This window comes from Lactobacillus sp. UMNPBX15, assembly GCF_002553785.1.
Taxonomy (GTDB): Bacteria; Bacillota; Bacilli; order Lactobacillales; family Lactobacillaceae; genus Lactobacillus; species Lactobacillus crispatus.
In genome coordinates, this window is record NZ_PCYV01000002.1 from 1 (window position 1) to 17839 (window position 17839).

The window sequence follows — 17839 nt, forward strand, 5'->3', positions numbered from 1 at the left end:
GTTCCCATGGCTTGGTGCCTTGACCGTCAAATACATAATCGGTTGAAAGGTAAACTATTGGAACATCTAACTTCTTGGCTACATTAGCAATATTTTGCGTACCGCCAACGTTAACCATCCGGACAGCTTCAACCTTGTCATCATCTTCAGCCATATCAACAGCAGTCCAAGCAGCACAGTGAACAATCACATCTGGATTTACTTCAGTGATTACCTTGTCAACTGCATCTGCATCGGTGATGTCTAAAGAAACGTATGGCATCTTGGTAACAGCACTACCGTCTTCAACGCCACTGTATTCAGGAGCAAGGTCTGAACCAACGCCCTCGTAACCGCGCTTAGCAAGTTCATTCATCACGTCATGGCCAAGTTGGCCATTAACGCCAGTTACAAAAACTTTCATCAATTTACCTCACTAATTAAAACTTGAAAGTATCCTTTAAGCCAACCCATTCTTGGTCACGTTCTGCCAAGTTCAACTTAGTGCCATCATCTAAAGTGTAGCCTTCAGCACTAGCGCTACCTGGGTAATCGCCCTTAACGTGTGGCCACTTAATACCAATTTCAGGATCGTTCCAAGCCATACCACCTTCATCGTTTGGGTGCCAGAAGTCGTTAACCTTGTAGCAGAATTCAGCAACATCACTCAATACAAGAAAGCCATGTGCAAAACCTTGTGGGATCAAGAATTGCTTCTTGTTTTCTGCAGTTAATTCAACACCGTACCACTTGCCGTAAGTCTTTGATTCACTTCTAAGGTCAACAGCCACGTCAAATACGCTACCACGTACAGCACGAACTAACTTAACTTGTGGGTAATGCTTTTGGAAGTGTAAACCACGAAGAACACCCTTAGTTGAACTTGATTGGTTGTCTTGAACAAAGTTAATACTAAATCCCGCATCCATCATGTCTCTTTGGTTAAAAGTTTCCATGAAGTAGCCACGATCATCCCCATGAACAGTTGGGGTGATAACAGCTAAACCTTCAATACCGCCGACATTCTTTTCAACTTTAATTTGTCCCATTATTTTTCTCCCTTATTGAAAATTAATAACGTAATTTACCTTCTGCAACTGACTTCAAGTGTTTTCCATATGGACTCTTGCCATAGTGCTTTGCAGCTTCAAGCAATTGATCCTTATCAATCCACTTGTGGATATATGCAATTTCTTCAGGAGCTGAAATTGCTACACTTTGACGTTCTTCAGTCATCTTAACGAAGTTACTTGCATCTACCAAGCTTTGCATTGTACCAGTATCAAGCCAAGCATAACCACGACCAAGAAGTTGAACGTTCAAGTTATCTTCATTTAAGTACATCTCATTCAAACTGGTGATTTCTACTTCACCACGAGCACTTGGCTTAACTTGAGCAGCCTTTTCGCTAACGCCAGCTGGGTAGAAGTAAAGACCCGTTACAGCGTAGTTACTCTTAGGATGTGCTGGCTTTTCTTCAATAGAAATTGCCTTGCCATTCTTATCAAAATCAACCACACCAAAACGTTCTGGATCGTTAACGTAATAGCCAAAGACGGTTGCCTTGCCTTTTTGTGCATCAGCAGTTGCATCCTTAAGCAACTTAGTAAATCCATTGCCGTAAAAGATATTGTCGCCTAAAATCATGGCACAAGGTTCGCCATTAATGAAGTCTTTACCTAAAGTAAATGCTTGAGCCAAGCCATCTGGAGTAGGTTGTACCTTATAGCTCAACTTAACGCCAAATTGTGAACCATCACCCAGCAATTCCTTGAAACGAGGAGTATCAGCTGGTGTAGAAATGATCAAAATATCCTTAATCCCTGCAAGCATAAGAGTTGATAAAGGATAATAAATCATCGGTTTGTCATAGACAGGCAATAATTGCTTGCTAGTTACTAAAGTTAATGGATAAAGACGAGTGCCTGAACCACCCGCTAAAATAATGCCCTTCATTTTTAGTCCTTGTCTAAAACCTTTCTGTTGCCATACATTTCTTCGTAGTAGTTTTGGTAATCGCCAGAAATGATGTTTTCCCACCATTCTTTGTTGTCGAGATACCATTGAATAGTCTTCTTGATACCATCCTTAAACATGGTTTCTGGAAGCCAACCTAATTCGTTATGAATCTTTTCTGGATCAATAGCATAACGACGGTCGTGACCCTTACGATCAGTAACGTGTTCAATCAATGAGTAAGGCTTACCTAAGTAGTCACAGATCAACTTAACTATGTCAATGTTATGCATTTCGTTGTGCCCACCAATGTTGTATACTTCACCTGGTTTGCCCTTTTCCAAAATTAAGTCAATCGCCTTGCAGTGATCTTCAACGTATAACCAGTCACGAACATTTTCACCGTCACCGTAAACTGGAAGCTTTTCATTGTTCAAAGCTCTTTGGATCATTAATGGAATCAATTTTTCTGGGAATTGATATGGTCCATAGTTGTTTGAACAGCGTGAAATAGTTACTGGTAAGTTGTAAGTTCTGCCGTATGCACCAACTAATAAGTCAGCACTAGCCTTACTTGATGAATATGGACTTGAAGTGTGAAGTGGTGTGTCTTCATGGAAGAATAAATCTGGACGATCAAGTGGTAAATCACCATAAACTTCATCAGTTGAAACTTGGTGGAATCGTTTGATGCCGTACTTACGACATGCATCCATCAATACTGAAGTACCAATGATATTAGTTTCCAAGAAAATTTCTGGGTTTTCGATAGAACGATCAACGTGACTTTCAGCAGCAAAGTTTACTACTACGTCTGGCTTTTCTTCTTCAAATAACTTGTAAACACCATCACGGTCGCGGATGTCTAACTTAACGAACTTGAAGTGAGGATTGTCCATCACGCTCTTCAAAGTAGACAAGTTACCTGCGTAAGTTAAACTATCCAAACAAATAATGTCATAATCAGGATGCTTCTTCATCATATAGAAGATGAAGTTAGAACCGATAAAACCGGCTCCTCCAGTAACGATAACTTTCATATAATTCCTCCGACTTAATACTTTGATTCACATAGATTATATAACCTTACGTAACGTCATCTTCAAGGGTAAAAAATAAATTATCCAAATTATTTTTTAGCTGTAAAAAAGCCGGCATCTTTGGTGATGCTGAAACCACCACTCACTTTTGACTCAACATATTGCTTGAATTCTTGATAATGATTGAGCAGGATCTCGTTCTGGTTGCCGTGGCAGGACAAGATGTATGAAATAATCGGCGTTGCTTCGGAAATTTCGATGGCGTCGTGGTACTTCTTGCAGGTGACATCACTGAAGAACTTACTCAAAATCTGCTTGCCGTTGTCTAGGCCGAAGCGTTCGTACAAATTGGTAGATGATAAAACGATGTTGGAATTGAAGTTCTGGACTAGATCGGTGATCTCGCGCATGTGACACTTGGAGTATGTGCTGCATACGAGGGATGCACCAGGCTTAAGCACGCGGCGAATTTCCGACAAAGCCTTCGAAATATCATCACAGTAAAACAGCATATGATTAGCAATCACTAGATCAAAGGTATTGTCCGCAAAGGGAATCTTTTTCGCATCGATCACGGCATATTGAAATTCAGGCTTATTGCTAATCTCATTCTTAGCATCAGCCAACATCCCTTCAGAGATATCTGACAAAATAATATTCACACCAGTTGGCACCTTATCGATATTCTGTGACCATAACGCACCATTGCCTGCACCAAGTTCAAGCACCTTCATCCCCGACTTAAGGTGTAAGTTACTAAATAGCCATGGGAACCAACCTTCCTTATTAACAGAATAATCACGGTGCAAACGAATGCGAGCAGAAATATTCGTAGCGTTCTTATACTGCATACTGAGCGATTGATTCATTGAAGTTAAATGAATTAAGTTAAGCATCTTCGCCCAATCAACTTGATCATTGCGATCTAGTGCCTGACTAGTTGAGTCGATGGCATTCACCACATTCTTCATCTCTTCGAGTCGTTCTTCGGCAAGACGCTTTTGAATCTGGAGTGAATTGCGGAGTAATTGCTTATCCCCTGATCCAATCGTCATTTCACGAATATCGCTGAGTGAAAAACCAAGATATTTCAGTAGCAAAATCTGTTGTAACTTGGCAAAATCTTGGTCTGTATATAGCCGTGCGCCACCTTTAGTGTATGTGGCTGGCTTTAATAAATTCTTTTGATCATAATAGCGAATTGTGCGAATCGAAACATGGGCTTTCTTCGCAAATTCGCCACTTGTGTAGTATTGGGACATGGTATGGTTTCCTTTATCTGACTTGATGTATTTCTCTGAGATCAATGATCATTAATAGTAAAAGTCTGCGCTTCTTGATGTACTTTATTATCTTTTTTTCTAAAAAGGGAGTAAATACAATCAGGAATTAAACTATCATTTTGTCGGTACTCTGTAAATTTAGCCTCTATTATCAATGCCGAAATATTACTGTATCTTTTATCACTTATCAATTTCTTCAACTCATCTAAAATATTTTTATTCTTTTGGTAATTCTTATTAAAGTCCAAAATCCATGTAATCAAAGGGATGAAATTAACTGCACTATTTATCATTTGTGCCATGTTCAATTTTAAAAAAGGTATTATAAAAACAAATATACCGAAACTTCCCCATATAAGAATATTAAAACCTATATTAATTCTCTTATATAGAGTAGAATTCCATTGCAAATTTTGTCGTTGACAGATCCGTATAACTTCTTCCTTTTTCTTTTTTTCTAATCCGCTTAAGTTATACCAATTATTCAAATCTGATAAATCTTTTTTGGGAAATTTATCAAACTCTTCTACAACCAATTCGGTATTATCAACTTTAGGTCCTAAAAGACGATCATTCCACTTTAGGTCGAATACTTTCATATCAGATTCTAGTTGAATATATGCAGCGTATTTCTTCAATTTTTCAATATGAGTTGTTAAAAAATATTGTAGGAAAACCATAAATACAGTATAAGCATGAAAGAGCAATGTTACATTTGGATTTTGCAGAAAAACTAAGCTGGGAATTGTAGTTAGTACAGACACAACAATCGGTATAAGAACTACAAGTCCAAAAATTAAATAATTTATTTCTTTAGCTTTTGAATATATTCTTCTTTGTGCAGCTAGTCTCTTAATATTATTTTTATCATTCTGTCGTTTCTGTAACTCTTCAGTAAATGTCATTTTTTTATTTTTTAAATTGTTCCCCAAATATGCTACTCCAAATCTCAATTGCTGCTTGCTCATTTCCAATAATTCTTTGCAACACAGCATTTCCAGCCTCTTTGGCTATCTTATCAAAAAATGTGGAAATCTTAAGCCTATCTTCCCCTGCTAAAGTATTTATATTTCCTTGAATACCTTTAGGATCTATTACACTACCTAAAATTTCAGTTGCTATCTCTCCAAACACCAACTTCAAGTTATCATCTATTTCCCAATTACCATTAAAGTATTGTCTGTCATAGTAATTTAAAATAATAACTTCCAATAAATACGAAGGAATTGTAATAGTTAGCTTTCTTGAATTAAGATATTTGACCAGTCTGATCAATTCTAACAAATGGCCATAAAATTTTTGGTTTATTCTTGTTGTACGTTTGTTATCAATTCGAGGATCGGTTTTCTCCCATTTTCCATAACCATTAGGGATTAAATAAAAACCAGCATCTGTATAGAAACACGGCACTATATCGAAATTCCACGGATAAGAACTCAATTGTAATGTTATTGCCTGCATATTTCTATGCACATCTGCCTTTTGGTAATTACTTATTTGATATAGTCTACTTTTTAGTAATTCTATTACTTTGCGTGAATTTAGATATCCATCATCTGTACAACCATACTCTTTATTTTTATCATTAACTAAAATCAAAAAATGGTCTTCTTCTTTATGATAAACATATCCGTCACCACTAAATCCTACCATTAGATCTATATCATCTAATGGATTTTTCTTGGTCTTTCTTGCAAAAGAACCATAATATAAATTAAATCCAGAATACAAATCAAAAAAATCAGTTGCTTTACCGAATTCAGCTATATTGGCAAGCAAATAATCTCTGCTGTTACGTGCTTTTTTATTTAGATCAGGATCTAGATTTACCTCATCATCTAAAAAAGCTCTAAATGCAGAATTTACAGTTTTTGACATTTTAATCACCTTTCAGCACAATATCTATGCCTATTTTTAATGCATAATACATTATATTGTGTTTTATGATATCTGCCAGACTATATTTTTAATGTTAATTGTGCTATTAACACTTTCATAAAGATTGTTCAATTTTTAGAACATAAATTCTGTTTTTACTAAAAAAGCACTGATCTTCAACAGATCAGTGCTTTTTTAGTAAGCGTCAGATAACCGAGTATCTTTCTTAGTTCTCTTTTTTCGGCTATTCTAAACTCATCAAAAATATTGGAGGTTAGAATTATGCTCTAAATCATCCAGTCAGACCAAAGAAGACGCGGCCACCACGTAATAATCTGTTGCTTAGTTTAAAGAAGAATGACTTAGAATTGAACTTTTATAGTAATTTGGATCCTGAGTTAATGAATAAATTACTTGAGAAAGTCTTACCATGATTAGGCTTAGTGACTTGGGGCAAGTTTATATCGTTTGTGGTGGAAGCAAGGATCGCTTCAAAGCCCTCTATTGGGACGGTCAAGGTTTCTGGCTACTCTATAAAAGATTTGAAAATGGAAAAATGAACTGGCCCAGGAATCAAAATGAAGTTCAAGCTCTCTCTGCTAAGCAGGTTGATTGGTTAATGAAAGGCTTCGCAATTAGTCCAAAAATAAAGAACACGAAAGCGCGCGAATTCTACTAACACTAAAGGCTGGATCATATCCAACACGCTTACAAATGTAAGTACTGCAGTCAAAGAAATTATAGCGACAAGATCATTAAAGCTGCCGTACCTAAGGCGCCTCTAAATCATGGTTTAGGTTCAGCTTCACTCATCGCTCATTCACTTTATCAAAAGTATGAAATGAAATTACCCGACTATTGCCAAGAAAGTGACTGGAAGTTTCAAGACAGATGTTAAACTATTGGGGCTTAAAGAGTAGTGAATACTACTTTAAGTCGATGTTCGAGTTATTAAAACAAAAGCTGTTAACTAGTCCAATCTTACATGCCGATGAAACTTACTATACTGTCTTAGAAAGTGAGACCGTTATGGGTCTTTCTTTCAGGTAAACATGATCCATACAAAATTACGCTGTATCATCATGATCCTTCCCGCAGTGGAAAAGTCGCTCTAAACTTTTTAGGCGACTATCCTGGTTATCTGCACTGTGATATGTGGCAAGCTTATGAGCAATTACCTAAAGCAACTCTAGTTGGTTGCTGGGCCCATGTTAGAAGAAAGTTTCATGAAGCCGTACCACAAAGTCCCTTGCCCAAAAAGGGAGTTAACTACTGCAATCGCATGTTTTACTTAGAGCGGACCTGGGAGAATTTAAGCAAACAAGAGCGTTACCAGCTAAGACAAGAAAAACTTAAGCCATTGATGCAAGAGTTCTTCAACTGGTGCGAGAAAAATAAGACAACCGTTTTACCAGGTTCTAAGTTGGGAAAAGCCATTAATTATACACTCAAGCATCAAGAGACTTTTGAACATATCTTGCTTGATGGTAATTTAGAATTATCTAATAATAAAGCTGAACGAGCTGTCAAATCACTAGTAATGGGCCGCAAAAATTGGTTATTTTCACAAAGCTTTAGAGGCGCTACTGTAAGCGGCATTATTCTAAGCTTAATTGAAATTGCCAAGAGAAATAAGCTAGATCCCGAAAAATATTTGAATTATTTGCTTCAGAAACTGCCGAATGAAGAGATTCTAGAATCGGACGCCCTTGAAGCTTATTTGCCATGGCAAGAAAAGATTCAAGCCAGTTGTAAATAGAAGAACCGCCTCAGTATAACAGTTACTGAGACGGTTTTTAAGTACACTATTTTATTTGACGCTTACGTCTGAACTAATCATAATTCTATTCCTATTTATATATTCACAATAAAAGCCATCATCCACTTCAGATGATGACTTAAGTTTTAATATTAAAAAGTTGTTTATACCTAATAAATCACACTGAAAAGCAATAGAGTTTATTAAATTAATTATAATTTACTCTTACTACTTACATAAAATACTTTTCAGTTGGATATCCATAAGTAACCTCTTTTCCTTTTATTAAATTATGAAATTTCATTGCAAAAAAGAGGTCATGAATAGCTATACCGTAGTTATAAACTAAAATTCTTTCTTCATCATTAACTCTGCCTGCAGTTTTTTTGTTCAAAACATCTGTTACATTTGCTACTGATTTAAACTGATCAAAATATTTAAATCCTCTAATTTGAGCAATTTCATCAGTAAATACTTTATCAAAAAACAAATCACAATTTTGAAACCCCATTGTACAAATAGGAATTACAGTAACGCCTTTTTTAAAACAGTTATCTGGCGCAAAATTACTGTTTGCTTTAGTAACTGCTGATATCACTACATCTGAATTATCAATAACTTCTTCATAAGTATCACAATAAATAAAATTAATATTTTTCAAATACGCGAATTTTTCAGCAAATCTCTGTTCTTGCTTATGATGCTTATAAAGCTTAATAGTATATGTTGTATTTACGTCAAATCTTGCGACTAAAGCTTTAAAACAAACTGTCATTATATTTCCTAAGCCAATAAGACCATATACAGTTGAATTTTTTCTAGCAAATAACTGAGCAGAATGCGCTGCTACAACCCCAGTTCGTAATGTAGTAATATATTCTGCATCCATTACCGTTTTTAAAATTCCAGTTTCTGCATCATACAACATAATGTCGCCCATCATTGATGACCGCTTTTCTCTAGGTTTTAAATTATGTCTTCCAATCATTTTTACCATCGCAAGAGAATGATATAAAACTGGCATCACATTAAAGTAATTTCCATCAGATTGAGAAATTCTAGATTTAGGTGGCATTACAAAATCAGATTTATTTTTTAAAGCAAATTCTACCCACTGATACCAATTATTAGGATTCATTTTTTCAGCATAATGTTTAATTGTTTCAAAATCTATAACCTCCATTTTTCCTACCTATTGTTAAATATTATTGGTAACAAATATATTGCCAATGCTAATACTGAAACTACAATTGTAGAATATTTCCATACAAAATATTCATGATCTATTTTCTTTTTCTCATTATTAGTTGGTACTTCGATTTCTCCAATTTCATTCTGTGTTAATACAACCTTATTTTCATATTGATGCTTAATTAAAAAGGCATATATTAAAGAAATAATCGCCACAATCGCAGCAGTTAACAGTGCGACTTTATCAGCAAATATTAATATACAAATATACGCAATTACCGTTACTACTACACCTAAATAACCTAGTGGCGCTTTGTAAGGCCTATTTATATTTGGATATTTTTGTCGTAAACCTACAAAAGCTAAACATCCAATAATGTAACAAATAGCTAGCGATATTAAAGACACAGAAGCTATATAATCAATTGAATTAGTTAAAATAAGAACAAAGTTTATCAATCCAATAATTATAACTGCAATGTGAGGAGTTTTGTACTTGGGATGAACTTTCCCCATAAATCTCGGTAATGCTTTATCTTGTGCCATGGCATAAATGTATCTTGCTGGTGCAGCTATTCCAGGATTAATTGTCGATAGATCTCCACCAAATGCAATTCCAATACATAAAAGAATTAATGGAAAACCAACTAGTCCCACTAATTTTAATCCTTCAGCGTATGGTGCCGTAGCCACAGATAATACGGAATAAAACTTATGAGGAACTAAACCAACTAAAAACCATTGAAACAATGCATTAACCGCAAATACTAAGAAAATAGAAAGTTTCAAAGCTCTAGGTAAAGTATATTGTGGATATTTTGTTTCTGATCCCATTGATACACATGTTTCGAATCCAGTATAACACCACCATACTAATCCAAAGATATACATTATTTCTTTGAACGGAGGCAAAGAATTCATAGCAAATCCACCAAAATATTCAAAGTGGACCTTAGGTATCATATAAAGAAACCATAATATGGAACATCCCCAGAAGAAGAATACAAAAGCAGTCTGAGCTTTTCCAGATATTTCAATTCCTCTATAATTTAAAATTAAAAAAGCAGTAACCAAAATTATAGCGATCCATCTTGAGTCTACCTGAGCTATCCAATTTAGATGAAATTGCTCTAGTAATATTTTAAAGTAATTAGCAAAGGCTAAAGTTTCTCCAGCTCCAATTGCTACAACTGAAATAATATATTGCCATGCAGCAACATTAGCCCATATTCGATTTAAACCATACTTAGCATAGTTATAAGTCCCGCCTGCCATAGGCATCATAGCTGACATTTCACCATAAATTAAACAAGGCCAAATAGATATTAATAAAGCCCCAAATGTAAAGGCTATAATCCAAGGACCTACTTTGCCAATTTGAGACGAACCTGTTGTAAAAAGTCCTACACCTACCACTGTCCCAATTGTCATACTAATAGACTCTTTTAAGCCTAGTGCACGAATCACATGGTTATTCTCGCTCATTTTTATTCACTTTCTATAAATTATATTGATGAATAACGTAGTTAGAATATTTTTCTGCCATTTTTTTCCAGTTATTACGTTCTTCTCCCATATTCGCACCACACAATTCGCGATAAATAGCCCAAATAAACCAGTAGTAAGCAATAATAGCAGTATATGCTAGATAATGACATTCTCCTTGTTTATCCTTACCTTTTCCTAGATATTCTCTAATAAATCGAAGAGCATCATCGAAGTTATATTTTGCATCTACAATATAGTAACCAACGTCAATACCTGGATCAGAATAACCTGCATACTCCCAATCAATAAGAAGCACATGATTATTTGGCTCAATCATCCAGTTATGACAATAAGTATCTCCATGACAAAAGCATTTCTTAATACCATCCGAGCGAGTTTTTTCATATAAAGTATGTATTTGTTTCTTCAACAATTCATACTTTTTTAGAATCCCCGGTTTCCTTGTTTCAATTAGCTTCTCTATAGCAAGTGAATCTTCCCATGGCTTCATACCATAATTTACTTTGATATTTGCTTGATGCAATTTTCTCATAACTGGAATGATTTTTTTACTATCTTCAAAATTATCATATCGTGGCTCTCTAAACTTAGGAATATAACGTGAGATCTTCCATCCTTCAACTGAATCCATATAAATGTATGTTGGATCAACACCTATTTTTTCAGCTATAATTAAAGATTGTTTTTCATTACGTCTGTTAACTACTTTTTCGGTTCCTTCACCTGGATGACGATATACATAATCCTTTCCCTTAACTCTAAATACAAAAGATGTATTCGTCATTCCTTCATCAATAGGCCTAAAGTCTATGATATCTTCTTCTTCACACCTAAAAATTAGTTTAATATTACGAAGAATTTGACTATGAGCATGATTAATAAACTTTTTATCAAAAGCTTTTAATTGCTTAAAATAATCAAATTCAAAAATTGTATCAATTGGATACTCTTTAAAGTAGTAATTAGGGAATACTGCTAGATTATCTTTAACTAGCCATTCCCAAAATCGATTATCATATTTTCCAATATGTCGATCTTTTTTGACTAACTCAAGAAATTTCTTAGAAAAGCTTTTAGTCCAAAATGTATGTCCTAACAATAATTCTCCATCTGACAATGATTTTTCCATATCAATGATTTTATTATTATTGTCAGTAATAGCATACATCTCATCTTTTTTATCATTTGATTCATATCCAGCATAAAATGAATCGTATTCATACTGATTAAATGGATTAGAAATAAAATATTCATCACATGGGCAGATATAGGTATTACTTAAATTTTTTCTTGCACAATAAAGACTTTCAATATTATTCTTAACGCCATATTCTTCATTGATAACTAAATTAACATTATATTTCTTCTCAAGATAATAAAACATCTCTTTTTTATATCCAAGAATTACAGTAATGTCAGCAATTCCCGCATCCTTTAACTGCTTTATTTCTCGTTCAATCAGCTTTTCACCCTTAACTTCAAATAATCCTTTAGGATATTCCAAAGAAAGCGGGATTAGCCTTGTGGCTAATCCCGCAGCCATAATAACTGCATTGTCAACTTTGTACGGACTTAAAGCTTTGATACCTTTAGCAGTAATTTGGGTTAGATCACCATTAATAAGTCCATAATTCTTCATTTTTTGAGTTAAAGTATTATTATTTAAAATACGTTTAGTCTGCTTGTCAACTAAGAACTTATCTTGCCGATAAGTCTTATTATAGAAATAATTTAGTAATTTAAATTCATCAATATTCATCAGTAAATTTCCCAACATAAAAAGCTACAATGAACTTGCAGCTTTTTTGTTATTCTATTACATAACTAGAATCCAATTGAGCAAGTTCATAATAATTATCAATCTCCATTATATCAGATTTATTACATGGTCGTATATCTACCTGATAATCTTTTGATTTCAATTGTAATGGAACTTGCTCCCAGAAAATATCCTTACCCTTATCACTAGAAAATAACTGTGCCCAGTCATGGTTCAATTTTTTGCAATCTTGTGGAGTCCAATATGAAATGCCATAATAATTCCAGCAATATGTATTTCCTTTTTGATAATCTCTAATATGTCCATAATCATCCACTTTAAAACTCCAATCATCAGTCTCAAGTGACCATGAACCTAAAATATTACTATTATATTGATATTTAGTAATAATGTTTGGATTAGTAATATACAAGTCAGCCTCACATAAATATGATCCATCAATGAAATCATTTTTAGCTAAAACCGCTGATGAAATATTATTAAATTTATCGTAATCTGAATTATCAATAAAATGAATAAATGGATATTTTTTTAGTAAATCATTAAATTTATCCTTTTGATATCCGCGAATAATCGTTATATCCTTAATTCCTACATTAACTAGAGCATCTAATAACGTTTCAATTATTCTTTTTCCATTAACGGTTACCATGGGTTTAGGCTGATCTTTAGTTGCTGGCATCATACGTGAACCAAAACCAGCAGCTAATATCACTGCTTTTTTTACCCTATATGGTTTAAGAGCCAATAATCCTTTTTTAGTAATTCCAAGATAATCAGCATTTTTAGATATTAATTCTTTGTTTACCATATCTAATATATCTTTTGTGATTTCTGTATTTGAAATTGTCAATGTATCAGATATTTCCCTATGAGAATAATGTTTGCTACCGTTTTTTTCTAAAAAACTTAAAACATCAAATTGATATCTTGTGAGCATTTTCGTTTCCTTTTGTATTACTTCATGTAATCTGTATAAGGCTTATTAGTATCAAATATACATCCACCATGTGAATTTTGACCTTTAACTAGTTTATGCCAATCACCATAATATGCCTGTAAAACTTTATCATAATTCTTAGGAACCGGCATTTTAAATGATTCAAATGGTACATAAACAGGGATATTAATATCCTCTTTGCATAGGATATTATTTTCACTCTCCACAGCAATATCCATTACATATTTAGTATTTAACTTATTATACTTTGTCACTTTATTTATATACTCCTCATAAAATGGATTTTTTTCACCATAAGTTTGATATAAATTATAGTATTTTTTCTTTTCGAGTATATATTCTATGCTCCACAAAAGAGTATGGAATCCTGTTATTTTTTCCTTTATTTCATGATTAAAATTATAATATTTGCGAGCTTTCGTTTTTAGCTTTTTCATTCTTCTAACAAAATTTATTCTTTCCTTATTATCATCTGGAACACTATCCAACGGAAAAATATCAATAAATATACCTTGATTAAATGGATATTTATATTGTTGTTCAGATTGTAAAATTCCAGTTGTACTTGAATTCCGAATTTGTGCGTGACACCTTAAAGAGCCTGGATCTGTTTCTTCTATTTGAAGAAAATACGGATATTTAAATTCATCAGCTACATTACATAACTTTTCAAAGTCCTCACGATACATTATAAAGTCCATATCATCATCCCATGGTATAAAGCCATGATGCCGTACAGCACCTAACAAAGTGCCCGAATCAGCATAATAAGTTATATTATGTTTTTTGCAAATTTGATCTAGCTGATTAAATAAATCCAGTTCCACTGCCCAAACCTTTTTCATATCTGAAGAAACTAGATAATTATTTCTTATTTCTTCCTTATAAAAGGAATCTGGTAACTTGATCGTTATTTCCGCCATTCTATTTTCTCTTTTCTAGCTAAACTCAATTTTTATGCACAAATCTAAATAACAAATTCAAAGAGCTATCTTTTAAGAGCCATAAAATAAAAATATAAATTATGGATCCGCCTATAAACTGAATAAGTAAACTTAAAATTCCAATATGACTTATCATGCTTAAATCGAACATGACGAGACACATTACACCACCAGCAATTACTTTTTTCCAGAGGATTTTAAAAATATATCTTGTTGTTAAATAACCATTTGAATTTTTTAAATACAAAATAGAAATAGTTAATTCAGCAATAATAGAGGCTATTGTAGCACCTGCACTTGCAAAATAAGGAATCAAACATAAGTTTAATACTAAATTAACTGCAGCACCGACAATAATATAAATTGCGCTCTGTTTTCTCAACCCTGCTGGAGTATAATATTGTGATCCTAAACAGTTCGAGATCCCAATAATTATTACCTGTGGACTAAATAACTGAAGAATTAAAACAACTTTTTCCCAACCATTTCCAAAGAAGACTGGTACAAAAGTATTTGAAATTTCAATTAGTCCAAAACAAACACCAGCTCCTATGAACATAATGTAATCCAAAGACACACGTATACGTTGCTTAATTTCTGCATATTTTTTTTGAAAAAAGAGGAACGAAATGCGAGCACCTAACACACTATTCACTGCAGTAAAAGTAACCGCCTTAATTAAATTAATGATTTTTGTAGCTTGTTCATAATAAGCATTTTCATCATTACTATGAGTAATCAATCCAATCAAAGTTTTATCCATTGAGGTGTAAATAGACGTAGCAATTGTTGGAATAAAATATATTAACGTTTCATGAAAGTGCTTTATAAGATTGGATGGCACTATTTTAGCTTTAACTAAAAATCTTCTTAAAGATAACCACATGGACATCGTACCTAATAACGTACTGGCAGTCATAATGAAAACATACAGGTCTGTATCTTCAGGATTTTTAACAAATAGCAAAATTAAAATCACACCACTAATTTTTACCAAAGCATTCTTTGTTACGGTATATTGGAACTGCTCCAAACCATCATAAAACCAAGAAATATCTAACATTGTATTTATTAAATTTAGCGTCAAAATTAAATACATTACGTGATATTTTGTTTGAAAACCTATAAAAACAAACCAAAGAATTAACATTCCAACTGAAGTCAAAATACTAACCAATTCAATCTCAAAAAAAAGTTCACTTCGTTTTTGGGGATTCGATCTTGCACGTGCTATTTCTCTCATCCCATACTCTGCTGTTCCTAATGCAGCAAATAAAGAAAAGTAAAGCTGAATTGACGAAGTATAGCTATATGCACCAATACCATTAGGCCCAATAACTCGCGATATATACGGAGCTGTAATTAATGGTGTTATAACAGATAATATCTGATAGAGTGTGCTAATAATAATATTTTTCTTAATACTAGGAGTATTCATTTCTTTTTATTTAAACTCTTTATATACCGCTTGTAGCGCAGCATCAATAACTTGATCCATATTGTAATACTTATATTGACCAAGACGTCCACCAAAGATGACTTTATCCTGTTTCTTAGCTAATTCTGCATACTTAGCATAAAGTTCATTATTGCGGTCATTATTTACTGGGTAATAAGGTTCATCCCCACGATGCCAATCAGCTGGATATTCCCGAGTAATAATCGTCTTGTCCTTATCACCTTTGCCAAATTCAAAGTGCTTGTGTTCAATCACACGTGTATATGGTGTTTCAGCATCAGTGTAATTGATTACTGCATTACCTTGGTAATTGCCAATTTCCTTTTCTTCAGTTTCAAATCGAAGTGAACGATATTCTAGCTCGCCTAATTTATAATCGAAGAACTTATCAATCATTCCTGTGTAAACTATCTTGTCATAGTTCTTAAGATATTCATCCTTCTTATCAAAGAAATCAGTATTCAATTTCACAGTAATATTTGGATGATCAAGCATCTTTTCTACCATTTTGGTATAACCACCAATTGGAATACCTTGGTAATCATCATTGAAATAGTTATTATCATAAATTAATCGAACTGGGAGACGTTTAATAATGAAGGCTGGAAGTTCAGTACATGGTCTGCCCCATTGCTTTTCAGTATAGCCTTTGATCAACTTTTCGTAGATATCTCTACCGATTAAGGAAATAGCTTGTTCTTCAAGATTCTTAGGTTCTTTACCGGCCATCTCCTGTCGTTGTTCATTAATCTTAGCCACTGCTTCTTGTGGAGTTCTAACTCCCCACATTTCATTAAAAGTATTCATATTGAAGGGCAAATTATATATTTGTCCTTTATAATTAGCTACAGGACTATTAGTATAACGATTAAAGTCCGCAAATTGATGAACATAATCCCAAACTTTTTTATTAGAAGTATGGAAAATGTGTGCACCATATTCATGAACTTGAATTCCATCCACTTCTTTTGTGTAGATGTTACCTGCAATATGATCTCTTTTTTCAATTACTGTAACTTGATTTCCATGTTTTGCAGCTTCATGGGCAAATACTGCACCAAATAGACCTGAGCCCACAATTAAATATTTCATTTTATCTATTAACTTTCTTATACGAACAGTACAATTTAGCGAAAAAAGTGTATGTTTTTTTATGCATCAACCCTATGAACAAAATTTTTTTACTCAATGAAAGTTGCTCAATTGATATATCACTTTTATATTTTCTTAATTCAGTAAATTTATCAATTATTTCTTTACCATATTTATCCTTGAAATCTGTGCTTCCTGTTCTAACATATTCAGATAATACATATTCTAAGTAATTATATAAACGATACATCAGAATATTGTCTTTATCTTTATTAATTTGATCAAAAACAGATTGCCAGCAAATAGTGTAATCATTTATAATTGATTTTCTTACATCAGTTCTAGTATTTCCAACTCTTTCTATTAAGTAGTCTGCAAGCGCCTCATTATAATAGGCTATACTCTTAGCATTAGACAAACTAACGATATAGAGTACAAAGTCTGTATAACTAACCTTATGTGGAAACTTTATATTTTTAGCTATTTTAGTTTTATATAATTTAGCATGTGGTGAAGGGTCTCCTAAAGCAAATTTTTGTATATCATTGAAATTAGTATATACATGCTTAGGAACAATATTTAATTTAGTATCAAAGGTATTAACATATATCGCTTTAGTTTTATTATTATGCGAATATACATTATACTTATCGCCTACAGTTATATCTACATTGTTCTGCTGTGCAAAATTATATAATTTATATAATGCATCTTTTTCTAACCAATCATCTGGATCACAAATTAAAAAATATTTTGTCTTTAAATTTTGGATGCACATTTCTAAAACAGAGCCGTAACCCCCGTTTTCCTTCAATATTAGTTTAAATCGTTGATCTTTTTTTACCCAATTTTCAACTATCTTTTTTGAATTATCAGGAGAGCCATCATCTACAGCCCAAACTTCAAATTCTTTAAAGGTTTGTTTTTCTAAACTCTTAAAACATTTATCTATGTAAGATTCAACATTATAAATGGGAACTATTACTGTAATTTTTGCATTCATACTTA

At 33.2% G+C, this 17839-nt stretch carries 16 protein-coding genes and 1 pseudogene; 2 read left to right on the forward strand and 15 right to left on the reverse strand.

Features of this window, described 5'->3' with window-relative positions:
* From CP366_RS00835 to CP366_RS00865, 7 genes are all read right to left on the reverse strand, one after another.
* Nucleotides 1-403 (reverse strand): sugar nucleotide-binding protein (locus CP366_RS00835; RefSeq protein WP_143469299.1); only part of this gene is annotated, 403 nt, incomplete at its 3' end.
* 16 nt (nt 404-419) lie between these two features.
* Nucleotides 420-1028, reverse strand: coding sequence for a dTDP-4-dehydrorhamnose 3,5-epimerase (gene rfbC, locus CP366_RS00840; protein WP_023192708.1), 609 nt, complete (start codon nt 1026-1028; stop codon nt 420-422).
* Nucleotides 1029-1050: 22 nt separating this feature from the next.
* Nucleotides 1051-1935 (reverse strand): glucose-1-phosphate thymidylyltransferase RfbA, encoded by an 885-nt coding sequence (rfbA, locus tag CP366_RS00845; RefSeq protein WP_089147671.1) that lies wholly within the window; start codon nt 1933-1935, stop codon nt 1051-1053.
* Between the two features lie 2 nt (nt 1936-1937).
* Complete coding sequence (gene rfbB, locus CP366_RS00850; RefSeq protein ID WP_089147672.1) at nt 1938-2975, reverse strand: dTDP-glucose 4,6-dehydratase; 1038 nt, start codon at nt 2973-2975, stop codon at nt 1938-1940.
* 89 nt (nt 2976-3064) lie between these two features.
* On the reverse strand, nt 3065-4237 hold the full coding sequence (locus tag CP366_RS00855; RefSeq protein ID WP_089147673.1) for a MerR family transcriptional regulator: 1173 nt from the start codon (nt 4235-4237) through the stop codon (nt 3065-3067).
* Between the two features lie 41 nt (nt 4238-4278).
* On the reverse strand, nt 4279-5226 hold the full coding sequence (locus tag CP366_RS00860; RefSeq protein ID WP_089147674.1) for an S-4TM family putative pore-forming effector: 948 nt from the start codon (nt 5224-5226) through the stop codon (nt 4279-4281).
* On the reverse strand, nt 5168-6136 hold the full coding sequence (locus tag CP366_RS00865) for a nucleotidyltransferase (RefSeq protein ID WP_089147675.1): 969 nt from the start codon (nt 6134-6136) through the stop codon (nt 5168-5170). Before CP366_RS00865 ends, CP366_RS00860 begins: the two co-directional genes overlap by 59 nt.
* Before the next feature lie 430 nt (nt 6137-6566).
* Here CP366_RS00865 and tnpB point away from each other — a divergent pair, with 430 nt between their 5' ends.
* Together tnpB and CP366_RS00875 are read left to right on the forward strand one after the other, a co-directional pair.
* Complete coding sequence (gene tnpB, locus CP366_RS00870) at nt 6567-6815, forward strand: IS66 family insertion sequence element accessory protein TnpB (protein WP_089147676.1); 249 nt, start codon at nt 6567-6569, stop codon at nt 6813-6815.
* A 6-nt stretch (nt 6816-6821) separates the two neighbouring features.
* Nucleotides 6822-7895: pseudogene (locus tag CP366_RS00875) on the forward strand (IS66 family transposase); the annotation flags it as partial.
* Nucleotides 7896-8127: 232 nt separating this feature from the next.
* Here the strand turns inward: CP366_RS00875 and CP366_RS00880 are convergent.
* From CP366_RS00880 to CP366_RS00915, 8 genes are read right to left on the reverse strand one after another with little or no spacing between them, the layout of a single operon-like run.
* Nucleotides 8128-9078 (reverse strand): ornithine cyclodeaminase, encoded by a 951-nt coding sequence (locus tag CP366_RS00880; RefSeq protein WP_089147677.1) that lies wholly within the window; start codon nt 9076-9078, stop codon nt 8128-8130.
* A gap of 5 nt (nt 9079-9083) precedes the next feature.
* Nucleotides 9084-10571 (reverse strand): APC family permease, encoded by a 1488-nt coding sequence (locus CP366_RS00885; protein ID WP_089147678.1) that lies wholly within the window; start codon nt 10569-10571, stop codon nt 9084-9086.
* Nucleotides 10572-10584: 13 nt separating this feature from the next.
* A complete protein-coding gene (locus CP366_RS00890) occupies nt 10585-12354 on the reverse strand; it encodes a phosphotransferase (RefSeq protein WP_158227340.1) in 1770 nt (589 codons plus the stop codon).
* 49 nt (nt 12355-12403) lie between these two features.
* Nucleotides 12404-13315, reverse strand: a complete 912-nt coding sequence (locus tag CP366_RS00895; protein WP_089147680.1) for a phosphocholine cytidylyltransferase family protein — start codon at nt 13313-13315, stop codon at nt 12404-12406.
* Nucleotides 13316-13332: 17 nt separating this feature from the next.
* Entirely contained in the window at nt 13333-14259 is a 927-nt protein-coding gene (locus CP366_RS00900) for a phosphorylcholine transferase LicD (protein WP_089147681.1), read from the reverse strand.
* Between the two features lie 25 nt (nt 14260-14284).
* Nucleotides 14285-15718 (reverse strand): oligosaccharide flippase family protein, encoded by a 1434-nt coding sequence (locus CP366_RS00905; protein WP_089147682.1) that lies wholly within the window; start codon nt 15716-15718, stop codon nt 14285-14287.
* Between the two features lie 6 nt (nt 15719-15724).
* Nucleotides 15725-16831, reverse strand: a complete 1107-nt coding sequence (gene glf, locus CP366_RS00910; protein WP_089147683.1) for a UDP-galactopyranose mutase — start codon at nt 16829-16831, stop codon at nt 15725-15727.
* Between the two features lies 1 nt (nt 16832).
* Complete coding sequence (locus CP366_RS00915) at nt 16833-17834, reverse strand: glycosyltransferase family 2 protein (protein WP_089147684.1); 1002 nt, start codon at nt 17832-17834, stop codon at nt 16833-16835.
* Nucleotides 17835-17839 lie beyond the last annotated feature (5 nt).